The organism is Stenotrophomonas cyclobalanopsidis, assembly GCF_008710035.1.
In the GTDB taxonomy this organism is placed as follows: domain Bacteria; phylum Pseudomonadota; class Gammaproteobacteria; order Xanthomonadales; family Xanthomonadaceae; genus Stenotrophomonas; species Stenotrophomonas cyclobalanopsidis.
Genome location: NZ_VYKI01000017.1, coordinates 15874 through 27835, shown reverse-complemented (window position 1 = coordinate 27835; position 11962 = coordinate 15874). Strand labels below are relative to the sequence as shown.

11 protein-coding genes are annotated in these 11962 nt (G+C 66.6%); 4 read left to right on the top strand and 7 right to left on the bottom strand.

Annotated elements, in window-relative coordinates:
- Window positions 1-25: 25 nt before the first annotated feature.
- Together FJU31_RS13350 and FJU31_RS13345 are read right to left on the bottom strand one after the other, a co-directional pair.
- The gene (locus FJU31_RS13350; RefSeq protein ID WP_150455184.1) at window positions 26-670 is read right to left on the bottom strand and encodes a hypothetical protein; all 645 of its coding nucleotides are present in this window, start codon (window positions 668-670) and stop codon (window positions 26-28) included.
- 9 nt (window positions 671-679) lie between these two features.
- Complete coding sequence (locus FJU31_RS13345; RefSeq protein WP_150455183.1) at window positions 680-1021, bottom strand: hypothetical protein; 342 nt, start codon at window positions 1019-1021, stop codon at window positions 680-682.
- A 133-nt stretch (window positions 1022-1154) separates the two neighbouring features.
- Here FJU31_RS13345 and gltX point away from each other — a divergent pair, with 133 nt between their 5' ends.
- Both gltX and FJU31_RS13335 read left to right on the top strand, forming a co-directional pair.
- Window positions 1155-2558: a glutamate--tRNA ligase gene (gene gltX, locus FJU31_RS13340; RefSeq protein ID WP_150455182.1), complete on the top strand. Its 1404-nt coding sequence runs from the start codon at window positions 1155-1157 to the stop codon at window positions 2556-2558.
- Window positions 2559-2592: 34 nt separating this feature from the next.
- Window positions 2593-3084 (top strand): Fur family transcriptional regulator, encoded by a 492-nt coding sequence (locus FJU31_RS13335; protein WP_079221204.1) that lies wholly within the window; start codon window positions 2593-2595, stop codon window positions 3082-3084.
- Between the two features lie 403 nt (window positions 3085-3487).
- Here FJU31_RS13335 and FJU31_RS13330 read toward each other — a convergent pair whose 3' ends face one another.
- The 4 genes from FJU31_RS13330 to FJU31_RS13315 all read right to left on the bottom strand — a co-directional run bounded on the left by FJU31_RS13330 (window position 3488) and on the right by FJU31_RS13315 (window position 9337).
- On the bottom strand, window positions 3488-4651 hold the full coding sequence (locus tag FJU31_RS13330) for an HlyD family secretion protein (RefSeq protein ID WP_150455181.1): 1164 nt from the start codon (window positions 4649-4651) through the stop codon (window positions 3488-3490).
- A gap of 10 nt (window positions 4652-4661) precedes the next feature.
- A complete protein-coding gene (locus tag FJU31_RS13325; protein WP_150455180.1) occupies window positions 4662-6335 on the bottom strand; it encodes an MFS transporter in 1674 nt (557 codons plus the stop codon).
- The gene (locus FJU31_RS13320; protein ID WP_150455179.1) at window positions 6335-6901 is read right to left on the bottom strand and encodes a TetR/AcrR family transcriptional regulator; all 567 of its coding nucleotides are present in this window, start codon (window positions 6899-6901) and stop codon (window positions 6335-6337) included. The genes FJU31_RS13325 and FJU31_RS13320 overlap by 1 nt, the downstream gene beginning before the upstream one ends.
- Window positions 6902-7141: 240 nt before the next feature.
- Window positions 7142-9337, bottom strand: coding sequence for a TonB-dependent receptor (locus tag FJU31_RS13315; protein WP_150455178.1), 2196 nt, complete (start codon window positions 9335-9337; stop codon window positions 7142-7144).
- Between the two features lie 135 nt (window positions 9338-9472).
- Here FJU31_RS13315 and FJU31_RS13310 point away from each other — a divergent pair, with 135 nt between their 5' ends.
- Together FJU31_RS13310 and FJU31_RS13305 are read left to right on the top strand one after the other, a co-directional pair.
- Complete coding sequence (locus FJU31_RS13310) at window positions 9473-9886, top strand: MerC domain-containing protein (RefSeq protein ID WP_150455177.1); 414 nt, start codon at window positions 9473-9475, stop codon at window positions 9884-9886.
- A gap of 110 nt (window positions 9887-9996) precedes the next feature.
- Window positions 9997-10176: a 30S ribosomal protein THX gene (locus FJU31_RS13305; protein ID WP_079221211.1), complete on the top strand. Its 180-nt coding sequence runs from the start codon at window positions 9997-9999 to the stop codon at window positions 10174-10176.
- A 154-nt stretch (window positions 10177-10330) separates the two neighbouring features.
- Here FJU31_RS13305 and FJU31_RS13300 read toward each other — a convergent pair whose 3' ends face one another.
- Window positions 10331-11575 (bottom strand): alkaline phosphatase family protein, encoded by a 1245-nt coding sequence (locus FJU31_RS13300; RefSeq protein ID WP_150455176.1) that lies wholly within the window; start codon window positions 11573-11575, stop codon window positions 10331-10333.
- Window positions 11576-11962 lie beyond the last annotated feature (387 nt).

Below are 11962 nucleotides of genomic sequence, written 5' to 3'. Positions count from 1 at the left end.
CTCCCCTCCGTCGCCGCAGATTGCATCAATCTGGGATCGAGACGATCTGGTTGATGGCCGGATCAATGGCGAACACTGCCCGGATCGATGGTTTACCGTCGAGTGTCTTTACCTGATTGGACATACTTGCAGCCTGGAAGTAGGTCGTTCCGTCGTGCTGCATGAGCGGTCGGATATCCAACGGGTCTCTGACCGGATCTGACAGCTCTGCCAGGCACAGTTGCCGGCCGCAGCTGAAGTCCAGCACTGTGCGTTCGCGGCCTTCCTCCGACAGGCCGCTCTGGAGGTGGCTGGAAAACAGAGCGGTCGACTCGGACAGTTCCCTGTCTGTCGAAGCTGCAGCGTGCATGGCGTTGATCATGGCAGAGAAGGCGTCGGCGTCTGCTAGTAGCTCGTCAATTCGGCTCTCATCCAAGGCAGTGTCGTAAATCAGATTCGCCTCATTGGGCGCGTCACCCCGATGAAGATTCGGTAGGAGAGGCTTTTGACCCGAATGAGAGACTGTGCCGGCGAGTTCCCGCTCGGCGGCGTCTGGCGCGGTTCTTGAGGCACGGCTGGAGTTCTGCGCGGAAGGACTGTGCGGAGGGCCATTTGTCGAAAAATGCCATGCCAGTGCGCCGACCGTCACTCCAGTCATGAGTAGCCACAGAGCAGTCTTTCTTGCATTCATTTGAAGTGCTCAGGTCACTGGCCCGGTTTCTACGAGTGCTTCCCCCGGGGCGGAGGTTTTGGTTACCCAGCCGCCTTTGCTGTCCCAGACCGAGAAGCCTCCCCCCGGTCGTGTGGACACCACGCACGAGTTCTGGCAGGTGTAGTAGTGGCTGTTGATTTTGACGGTTGTGGAGGCGTTGGACTCAGAAAGGCCGAAAAAGCCGACAATGACCAGTCCCGCAATCCCGTAGGCCACCTTCATCGGCCAAGATCCCAGAACACTTTGCCGCAGGAGGCCGCCCTCATTTGCTGTGGTGATCGCGCACTTTTGCGGGTATGCGGCATTTGATGAAAAGGATGGATGGGTCATGTAGAAACGTCCCTGCTTCGTTGAAGGACGTTCAGGTTACATTCGGGTAGGACGGCAGGCCATAGGACGGGTTGCAATTTTCGCGGTATGTAATCCGGTAAAATCTGGGGCATTCCCGTTCCCCGAGCCCTCCATGATCTGCCGCACCCGCTTCGCCCCCAGCCCCACCGGTTACCTGCACATCGGCGGTGCCCGCACCGCGCTGTACTGCTGGCTGGAGGCCCGCCACCGCGGCGGCGAATTCGTGCTGCGCATCGAGGACACCGACCGTGAACGCAGCACCCAGGGCGCGATCGACGCGATCCTGGAGGCGATGGACTGGCTGGGCCTGGACTACGACGTCGGCCCGATCTACCAGACCGACCGCGTCGCTCGTTACCTGGAAGTGGCCGAACAGCTGGTGGCCGACGGCAAGGCGTACTACGCCTACGAAACCCGCGAAGAGCTGGACGCGATGCGCGAGGCCGCCATGGCCAAGCAGGAAAAGCCGCGCTACAACGGCGCCGCGCGCGAGCTGGGCCTGCCGCGCAGGGACGGCCCGAACCGCGTCATCCGCTTCAAGAACCCGCTCGACGGCACCGTGGTGTTTGACGACCTGATCAAGGGCCGCATCGAGATCGCCAACAGCGAACTGGATGACATGGTCATCTTCCGCCCTGACGGCTACCCCACCTACAACTTCGCGGTGGTGGTGGACGACTGGGACATGGGCATCAGCGAGGTCATCCGCGGCGACGACCACATCAACAACACCCCGCGCCAGATCAACCTGTACGAAGGCATCGGCGCCCCGGTGCCGAGGTTCGGCCACATGCCGATGATCCTGGACGAGCAGGGTGCCAAGCTGTCCAAGCGCACCGGCGCGGCCGACGTGATGCAGTACAAGGATGCCGGCTACCTGCCCGACGCGCTGCTGAGCTACCTGGCCCGCCTGGGCTGGTCGCACGGTGACCAGGAGCTGTTCAGCCGCCAGGAACTGATCGACCTGTTCGACGTGACCCACTGTAATTCCAAGGCCTCGCGCCTGGACATGGCCAAGCTGGGCTGGGTCAACCAGCACTTCCTGAAGACCGAGGAGCCGGCCAGCATCGTGCCGCACCTGGTCTACCAGCTGGAAAAGCTGGGCCTGGACGTGGCCGCCGGCCCGGCGCCGGTGGACGTGGTGATCGCCCTGCGCGAGCGCGTGCAGACCCTGAAGGAAATGGCCGAGAAGGCCGTGGTCTGGTACCAGCCGCTGACCGAGTACGACGACGCGGCCGTGGCCAAGCACTTCAAGGCCGGCGCCGAGCTGCCGCTGGGCAAGGCCCGCGAACTGCTGGCGGCCCTGCCGGAATGGACCGCCGAAGCCGTGGGAGTGGCCCTGCACGACGCTGCCGCCGCACTGGAAATGGGCATGGGCAAGGTTGCCCAGCCGCTGCGCGTGGCCATCACCGGCACTCAGGTCAGTCCTGACATTTCCCATACCGTGTATCTGGCCGGCCGCGAGCAGGCCTTGAAACGCATCGATGTGGCCATCACCAAGGTAGCAACGGCCTGAGCCCTGCCGCCCAGACCTGAACCGGAGAACGCGCATGCCCGCCAAACCAGCTTCTGCCTGTACCGCCCCGCACCACCACGTCCACGACGCATCGGATTTCGTGGCGGTGGTCGAGCGCGTCTCGCGTGAGCGCGGGCTGCGCCTGACCCCGATCCGCGCCAACGTGCTCAAGCTGATCGCCGAGGCCGGCAAGCCGGTCAAGGCCTATGAGCTGCTGGAGTGGGTGCGCAACGGCAAGGGCGTGGGCGCCGATGCCCCGCCCACCGTCTACCGCGCGCTCGACTTCCTGATGGCCAATGGCTTCGTGCACAAGCTGGAATCGGTGAATGCCTTCGTGGCCTGCCACCACCCCAGCAGCGCGGCACATTCGGTGCCGTTCCTGATCTGCAACAGCTGCCACAGCGCGGTGGAGCTGGAAGACCGCGAGATCGTCACCCAGCTGGAAAAGCGCGCCAAGGAACTGGGTTTCCAGCCGCAGGCGCAGACCCTGGAAGTGCACGGCCTCTGCGCGCGCTGCGCCGGCTGACAGCCACGGGGGTAGAGTCGACCGTTGGTCGACTATCCTGCGAAACGCACGACGACCGGCGTCGGATCCCTTTGTGCCAAGGCAAAGGGCTCCGACCCCATCTCACAGACGCTGCCGCAGCCGCTTCAACGCCACCTTGCGCGCAGCAACCATTTCTTCCTGTTCCAGCGCCTGCTGCCGGCGGGGTAGTGATCGTTCCTGACCAGAAGCAGTCGAGCATGGCTCGACTCTACAAAAACACAGCGGAGCCGCAGGCGCCGCTTTTGATCTTATTCCTTTGATTCACATGGCTGACGCGCACGGACATTCTGCGTGCGCGTCAGCCACAAGGGGGCTCCGCCGTTCGCAGCCCACGGCGAAGCCGCGCGGTTGGGCAGCGAGAGCAGTCGACCAACGGTCGACTCTACCGCGCAGGCGCAGGCTCCGCCGCGGTATCCACCCGCGCGATCACCGACATCCCTGGCCGCAGCCGCGCCGCCAGTGCCTGCCCCGGATCAATCGAAATCCGGATCGGCAACCGCTGCACCACCTTGGTGAAGTTGCCGCTCGCATTGTCCGGGCGCAGCACGCTGAACTCCGAACCGGTGGCCGGCGCGATCTGCTCCACGTGGCCGTGCAGGCGCTGGCCCTTGAACGCATCCACCGAGAACGTCACCGGCTGGCCGATGCGCATCTGCCAGGTCTGGCCTTCCTTGTAGTTGGCCACCACCCACAGCGCCTCCGGCACCAGGAACAGCAGCTGCGAACCGGCCGCCACGTATTGGCCCACGCGCACGCTGGCCTCGCTGATCTGGCCGTCACGCGGTGCGCGGATGACCGTGTTGGCCAGATCGATGCGCGCCAGTTCGAGCTGCGCCTGCGCGCTTTCCACCTGCGCCTCCAGGCCCTTGCGCGCGACCTGGGTCGACACCAGGGTCTCCTCGGCGATGCGGATCTGCGCCTGCGACTGCTGCACGCTGGCCTGTGCCGAGGCCTGCGTGGTGCGGAACTTGTCGCGGTCGTTGATCGAGACCAGCTGCTGCGCGGCCAGTTCCTCATAACGCTTGGCTTCGTTGCGCGAGCGTTGCAGTTCGGCCTGGCCGGCCGACAGCGTGGCGCGTGTCGACGCGATCTGTGCGCGGTTCTGTGCCTGCGACTGGTCCGAGTTGGCCAATGCCGCGCGCGCGCTGTCCAGCGCCGCTTCGGCCTGCGCCACCTTCTGCGCGTAGATGCGGTCATCGATGCGCAGTAGCGGCTCGCCTTTCTTGACGTGCTGGAAGTCCTTCACCAGCACCTCGGTGACATAGCCGGCCACCTGCGGCGCCATCACCGTGATCTGCCCGCGCACGTAGGCGTTGTCGGTGACCATCACGCTGCTGGTGAACGGCCACAGGTTCCACGCGCGCAGGATCAGGGCGATGCCCAGCAGCGCAACCACCACCATCACCACCACGCTACGTGAGCTGGGCTTGAGGTATTTCGGTGCCGCCGGCGCGGCAGGCGTGGGCGCCGGCGCGGCGTCGGTCGGCGGCGCTGGGCTGACGTTCTCGGGGGCGTCGCTGTCGGGGCGGGGCGGTAGCGGGGACATGGCGGCGGGCTCAGTGGGGCGGGGCGGCGGTGGCCGCAAGGGGGGGAGACGGGTGGCGCTTGTGCCATTGCTTGAGCACGGCGGTGCGCAGCGACAGCAGCAGCAACCAGCACAGGAAGCCGATGGCCAGCCAGCCGCTCAGGGTGAACACATCATTGAAGGCGCGCACATTGGCTTCGCGACGGGCCGTGGTCGCCAGCTGCGCAGTGCCCTGCGCGCTGCGCTGCACCGGGTCGGTGATCTGCGCGGCGTAGATCTGCTGCTGGATGCGCAGGCGCTGCGCGACCACCGGGTCGGCCGGGTCCAGCTGGCTGGTGATGGCGCTGGAATACAGCTGCTCGCGATGCAGCTGGAAGGTGCCCAGCACCGCCGAACCGGCCAGGCCACCCAGGGTCTGGGTGATCGACAGGGTGACCAGGAAGGTGATCATGTGGTCCACGCCCTGTTTGAGCGCCGCGGAAATGCCGAGCATGATCAGCGGGCCCATGAACATGCCGGCGCCGACCGAGGCCAGGAACTGGCTGATGTAGAAGTCGTGCGGCCGGTCCAGGCTGGTGCGGCTCTGGTCGAAGAACGCGGCAGTGCCCAGCAGCAGGATGGCCATCAGCAGCTGGGCGATCAGCCGCTTCGGCCCGAAGGTGAGCGAGGCACCGGCGATGCCGACGATCACCCCGGCCAGGATCACCACGAACAGCGGGCGCATCTGGTCCGGGCCCATGCCCAGCGTGCGCATCAGGTTGACCACGCCGTAGGACTGTTCGGTGGTGAGGAAGCGCAGCAGGAACGCGCCGACGATGAAGTGCAGCACCGGCAACGTGGAAAGCCAGCGGATCTGCAGCAGCGGGTTGCGCCGGTAGTGCTCGATGACCAGTGCCGTGGTGGCCAGCGCGATCGAAGCGACCAGCGCCCAGCCCAGCCACGGCGTGTTCAACCACCAGCGCGTGTAGCCCTGCGCCAGCACCACCACCAGCAGCGCCACGGCCGGTGCGAGCAGGGCGAAGGTGAGAAAGTCCAGCGGTTCGAACGCCTTGATCTGCACGCCCGGCGGCAGCTTCAGCACCACCACCGCGGCGAACGCGCACAGCGCCAGGCCGGCCTCGAACGAGTACAGCTGGTGCCACTGGCCGGTATCGACCAGTGCCGGTGAGACGATCCAGGCGAGGGGCACCGCCAGCTGCGACAGGCCGACACCGATCACCAGCAGGTTGCCGGTGAAGCGCCGCGGCAGCGCCTGCAGCATGTACAGCGTGCCCAGCGTCGAGCACGCCGCGCCGGCAAAGCCGCTGGCCGCGCGGGTCAGCAGCGTGGTCTCGTAGCTGCCGACGAACAGGTGCAGCACCGCCAGCGCCGCATACAGGCCCAGGCCGATCTCGGCGAACAGGCGGATGCCGTATTGCTGGCGGAACTTGAAGGCCAGCAGGTTGGCAGTGACGTTGACCATGGCATAGGCCGCCACCAGCCAACTGCCCTGGGTAGGCGTCAGCGCGAGCTGGCCCTGCAGGAAGGGAAGGTTGGCGGTGACCAGTGCATTGCCCAGGCCGCCGGTGATGGCCACCAGCAGCGAGACCAGCGCGTAGGCCGCGCGTCGGTACGGGGGGTGCCAGGGCATCGAGGCCGAACCGGGCATGGTCGGCTTTTCGTGCTCCTCCCAGTCCGGAACCGGCTTGAGATACGGCTGGACCATCAGCGCCCCTGGTCGGCTGCTCCCTGGAGGCCGCCGCGCAGCAGCTGCAGGGCGCGCCCGGCCAGCTGGGCACGCTCTTCGCGGGTCTTGCCGCGCAGGGCTGCGCCCAGCATGCCCGAGATCAGTGAAATGTCCGTCTTCTCCAGGTCGGGCCGGCAGAGGCCGGCGGCCTTGGCGCGGGCGATCGGCGCTTCCAGCAGGTCGCGCACGGTCTCGCGCGCGAGGCGCATGGAGGCCACGTCCGAATCCACCGCGCGCCAGTAGTCGGCCAGCGCCGGCGAATCGATGATGCGCTGGGCCATGCCTTCGAAGACCTCGAACAGGGCGTCGTCGCGGTCGCCCAGCTGTTCCACCTGGCGGCGGATGCGGTCGACGGTCCGCTGCAGCAGCGCCTGGATCAGCGCGGTGCGGTCGGGGAAGTTGCGGTACAGGGTGGCGCGGCCAACCTGGGCACGTTCAACCACCAGGTCCAGTGGCGCGGTGACGCCGTGTTGGCCGAACACATGGTCGGCGGCATCAAGGATGAGGGCACGGCGGGCAGCAGCATCGGCACGTTGGGTGGTCATGGCTTCATTATCGGACAAATATGTCCGGTTGGCGAGACGATGAGTGACGGGAATGTCCGTTTGTTGCTCTACGCATGTCTTTGTAAATATTGCGTGAAATAACCGTCCACGGGAGCGCGCCCATAAAAAACGGGGGCCATGAGGCCCCCGGGAGAGAACGGCGATGAACGTCGCCAGGAAATGGTTGGCTGGGGTCAGAGCCCTTTCCTGCGGAAAGGGATCCGACCCCTCATGGCGCGATCAGAAGTACGCGCGGATGCCGAAGGCGACACCACGGCCCGGCAGCGGCGAGTAGTCACGCAGCAGCGAGGTGTGCGGACGCACTTCGCGGTTGGTCAGGTTGCTGCCATCCAGGAACACCTCGTAGCTGTTGCTGTCGCTGCGGTCCCAGCGGTAGGCGAAGTGCGCATCGACCAGGGTGTAGCCGTCGCTCGGCTCCTCGTTCTGGGCCACGTCCTTCTGCCGGCTGTAGCGCACCGCGCCCACCGAGGCGCGCCAGCCGTCCTTCGCCCAGCGCAGGTCGGCGCCCACACGGGCCGGGGCGATGCGCGGCAGGTAACCGGTGTTGGCCAGGTCCACGCTGTAGTTGTGGTTGTGGTCACCGTGCGGCACGGCGATGTCCAGCGTGCGGCTGCCGCTGCCATCCAGCTTGGCCTGCACGTAGTCACCGAACACGCGCAGGTCCCAGTCGCCAGCATTGCCTTCGAACAGGTGCACCAGCGCCTCGGCCTCGGCACCCTTGAACACCGCATCCTGCTGCGTCCAGGTACGCACCGGCAGGCCTTCGGTGATGCCGGTGTCGGCCAGGTAGATGAAGTCCTTGAACTTGGTCTGGTAGATCGCGGCGGAGAAGTCCAGGCGGTCGCTGTGGGTATGGATGCCCAGCTCGACACGCTGCCCGCGCTCGGTCTTCAGGTCGGCATCGCCGATTTCCAGCGAACGGGTGGCGATGTGCGCGCCGGCCGCGTACAGCTCTTCATTGGTCGGTGCACGCTCGGAGCTGTCCACGCCGATGCGCAGGTCGACTGCATCGTTGAGCTTCCAGATGCCGGCGGCGGACAGGTTGGTGGCGTCGAACTTGCGGCGGCGGTAGTCACCGGTCGGGTCCAGCTTCACCTGGTCGTGGCGGCCGCCCAGTTCCAGCTTGAACGGGCCGAACTGCTTTTCCTGCAGCACGAACAGGCCGGCGTTCTTCGTGTTGGTGTTCGGCACGAATGCTTCTTCGCCGATGGCGCCGAAATCGCTGTTGCCGAACTGCACGCCGAATGCGCCGTCCCAGCCGCCGATCTGCTGCTGCACGGCTTCCAGGCGGGTTTCGATGCCGCGGTTGGTGAAGCGGGTGGACGGCGTGCCGGCTTCCAGCTCCACGTGCTCATAGTCGGTGTAGGCCACGCGTGCGTTGACGTTCTTCAGGAACGAGACCGGGTTGTAGATGCCGGCCTTGGTCTCGAAGCGGTTCTGCACCATGTCGATGCGGACGTCATGCTCGTCGCCTTCCTCCTCCTCGTCGCCATGGTCGTGGTCATGGTCGTGGTCATCGCCCTCGGCATGCACGTGGGCGCCGTTGGGGATGCCGTAGTTGGTGCGGTAGGTGCTGGCCGACACGCCGAAGTAACCGCCTTCACCGAGCCAGGTGGCACCGACGCCACCGGCGCGGGTACGGATGGAGCTGTTGTCCAGGCGGCCGCGGCGCGGCTCTTCGCCTTCCTCGCCCGCGTGGTCGTGGTCTTCGTGGTGGTCTTCCAGGCTGTCGATCACCGCGTACCCGGGGATGCGGTAGTCATCGCCGTTGCGCACCAGGCCGTCGACGTGCAGCACGACATTGCCGCTGACACCGTCCAGCCGGAACATGCCGCTGCGCTCGTCGTTGACCGAGTTGCCACGCAGTTCAGCGCGGCCGCTGAGCGGACGGTCCGGCAGTTCGCGGGCGATGCGGCCATCGACCACGTTCACTGCGCCGCCGATGGCGCCGCTGCCGAACAGCAGGGTAGCCGGGCCCTTCAGCACTTCGATCTGGTCCGCCAGGAACGGCTCGATGCTGGTGGCGTGGTCGGCGCTGACGGTGGAGGCATCCATGTTGCCCATGCCGTTGGACAGCACGGCCACGCGCGGGCCTTCCTGGCCACGGATGATCGGGCGGCCGACGCCGGGGCCGAAGAAGGTGCTCTGCACGCCGGGCAGCTTGGCCACGGTGTCACCCAGGGTGCCGGCCTTCTGCTCGTCCAGGCGCTCGCCGGCCAGCACGTCCACCGGGCGGGCCAGCGACTCGGCATCGCCCTGCAGTGGCGAGGCAGTGACCTGCACCAACGACAGCTCGGTCAGGTGGCGGTCACGATGGGTGTCCTGGTCGGCGGCGGCAAACGCGGCCGACGGCAGCAGGGCGGCGAGGGCCAGGGCCAGGGAATGCGGCTTGAAACGTGGGTGGTTAGAGGGCATCCGGTGCTTCCTTTGTTACATTGTATCAATCGGGTGGCGCACGCATCCCGTCGTGGGACAGGGGGAGGGAAACCGTGCGGGTCGGGGACTGATGTTATATTATTCCATAACGATTCGCCGACCCTGCTGGAAGTCATGTCCCTGTCCTCCTCCTTCCGCCGCCTGCTCGACCGCTTCGGCGCCACCGGTTCGATGCTGTGTGCCGTGCACTGCGCGGTGATCCCGGTGCTGCTGGCGATCGCCCCCTCGCTGGGCCTCTCGTTCTGGATGAGCGACGGCGTGGAAATGACCCTGGTGGTCTTTGTGACCCTGCTCGGCCTGTTCAGTCTGGTCATGGGCTACCGCCGCCATGGCGCCCTGCGCGCGCTGGGTTTCCTGCTGCCGGGCCTGGTCGCCCTGTGGGCAGGCGTGCTGGTCGACGCGCTGCACCACAACGCGGTGCCGCACGCGGTAGTGATGACCCTCGGCGGTCTGCTGGTGGGCGTGGCCCATCTGGTCAACCTGCGGCTGAACCACGTCCACGTCCACGACGCCAGCTGCGCGCACTAGGCGCGTCGTGTTAGGCTTTCTGATCGTGCGCGGGGGCGTCCAGCAAGACGGCCCCGCCGAACCCGTGTCAGCACGGGGTAACCAGATTTCACACTTTAGGAGTTGAAGACATGGGTAAGGGTGACCGCAAGACCGCCAAGGGCAAGCGCTACAACGCCAGCTACGGCAATGCCCGTTCGCACACCGCGAGCAAGGTCGCTGTAGGCGCCGGTGCCCCGGTTGCCAAGAAGACCGTGGCCAAGGCTCCGGCCAAGAAGGCCGTGGCGAAGAAGGCTGCTGCCAAGGCCTGATCCGGCCGGGTAGAGGTCCAAAAAAAAACGCGGCGCCTGGCGCCGCGTTTTTTTTGTGCCCGGCATTCCACCTGCCGCTGCGCTCGCCGGGCATGGCCCGGCGCTACCTTCGGGCCTGCCGGTAGCGCGGGGCCACGCCCGGCGGCCGTTTGGTTCAGCGCAGCGCCTTCTGCAGCGTCTGGGTGTTGCCATCGTTCGGCGCGGCCGGCACCTGCAGCAGATGGGCCAGCAGCGGGTAGACATCGACGTTGTCGAAGCCATCGATGACCCGCCCCTGCTGGAACGAGGGACCGCGCGCCACGAACACTGCGCGCATCGAGGGCAGGGCATTGTCATAGCCGTGCGAGCCGCGTTCCTGGTGGTCGCGCTTGGCGATCCGCTCGGCGTGCAGTGCGTCCCAACCTTCATCCATCTGGCAGACGATGGGTGGCACGCGCGGGTGCGAACCGTAATGCCAGCGTGCCGGCAGCGATTCCTTCTTCCAGCATTCGTAGTGGGCGTGGCGACCAAGCAGGGCGCGCTCGGCCTGTGCCTCGCGGCCGGCGACCGGCGCGAAACCGATTGACTGGCCCTGGCTGACGTTGCGCGCGATGGAGGGATCGACCATCGATTCGGTGGACAGCACATGGCCTTCGGCTACGCTGGCCATGCCGTGGTCGGAGACCACGATGACGTTGGTGGTGGCGGCGAGGGCGGCAGCGTCCAGGCCGTCCAGCACCTGGCCGACGATCTGGTCGGCCTGCACGATGGCGTCGCGGTACTGGGTCGAATCGGGGCCGTAGGTGTGGCCGGCCTTGTCCACGTTTTCCATGTACAGCGTGGTCAACCGCGGTGCATCGGCATCGGTCTGCGCGAGCCATTCCAGCACGGTGTGCGCCCGCTGCTGCAGCGGCTCTTTGCTGTTGTAGACCTGCCACCTGCTGGGGCGGGTGCCATCGATTTCGGCCTCGCTGCCCGGCCACGACGTGGTCGCGGTACGCACGCCCACTTTCTCGGCACCGACCCAGATCGGTTCGCCGCCCCACCAGGCGCTGTTGGTCACTGCATCGCGGTCTCCCAGGCTGAAGCGGCCGAGCTGTTCATCGTCCATGCTGTTGTTGACGATGCCGTGGTGGTCCGGGTGCAGGCCGGTAACGATGGTGTAGTGGTTGGGGAAGGTCAGCGACGGATAGGAAGGCGTCATCCAGCGCGCACGCACGCCGCCATCGATGATGCGCTGCAGGTTCGGAGTGAGCCCCCGGTCCAGCGCATCGGCTCGCAGGCCATCGATGGAGATCAGCAGCAGTTTCGGCGGCGGCGCGTCGGCGCGCGCAACCGGCGCGGACGAAGAAGGCGTGGTCGTGCAGGCCGCCAGGGGCAGCAGCAACGCCAGCGAGCAGGTCAGGCGTACGGAAGTCATCGCGACATCATAAGCGCGCGCAATGACGCACCCAAGACACGGCGCGCAGAAGCGCGCCGTGTCCACGCATTTTTCCTTATCCCCGCGCCGTCGGCGCGCCCCCTTGAACAACAAGGGGGCTCCTCACCAGACACATCCCGTCGATTTCATCTCACGTCTGATGGGGCCACAGCGTGTCGACCAAGGTCGACACCCACCAAAAGCTGCGACAGATGTGCCGACCAACGGTCGGCACCCACCAATAGCCGTGCGTCGTTACCAACAGCCGCGTGGACCTGTCGAAGGCGGGGGGGGGGGGGGGGGGGGGGGGGGGGGGGGGGGGGGGGGGGGGGGGGGCCCGCGCGGGGGGGGGGGGGGGGGGGGCGGCGACCCGCCCACCCCCCCCCC

Bases quoted from the DNA above. Each gene is read 5' to 3' on its own strand.
- FJU31_RS13350 (WP_150455184.1), bottom strand. From the start codon at position 670: ATGAATGCAAGAAAGACTGCTCTGTGGCTACTCATGACTGGAGTGACG.
- FJU31_RS13345 (WP_150455183.1), bottom strand. From the start codon at position 1,021: ATGACCCATCCATCCTTTTCATCAAATGCCGCATACCCGCAAAAGTGC.
- gltX (WP_150455182.1), top strand. From the start codon at position 1,155: ATGATCTGCCGCACCCGCTTCGCCCCCAGCCCCACCGGTTACCTGCAC.
- FJU31_RS13335 (WP_079221204.1), top strand. From the start codon at position 2,593: ATGCCCGCCAAACCAGCTTCTGCCTGTACCGCCCCGCACCACCACGTC.
- FJU31_RS13330 (WP_150455181.1), bottom strand. From the start codon at position 4,651: ATGTCCCCGCTACCGCCCCGCCCCGACAGCGACGCCCCCGAGAACGTC.
- FJU31_RS13325 (WP_150455180.1), bottom strand. From the start codon at position 6,335: ATGGTCCAGCCGTATCTCAAGCCGGTTCCGGACTGGGAGGAGCACGAA.
- FJU31_RS13320 (WP_150455179.1), bottom strand. From the start codon at position 6,901: ATGACCACCCAACGTGCCGATGCTGCTGCCCGCCGTGCCCTCATCCTT.
- FJU31_RS13315 (WP_150455178.1), bottom strand. From the start codon at position 9,337: ATGCCCTCTAACCACCCACGTTTCAAGCCGCATTCCCTGGCCCTGGCC.
- FJU31_RS13310 (WP_150455177.1), top strand. From the start codon at position 9,473: ATGTCCCTGTCCTCCTCCTTCCGCCGCCTGCTCGACCGCTTCGGCGCC.
- FJU31_RS13305 (WP_079221211.1), top strand. From the start codon at position 9,997: ATGGGTAAGGGTGACCGCAAGACCGCCAAGGGCAAGCGCTACAACGCC.
- FJU31_RS13300 (WP_150455176.1), bottom strand. From the start codon at position 11,575: ATGACTTCCGTACGCCTGACCTGCTCGCTGGCGTTGCTGCTGCCCCTG.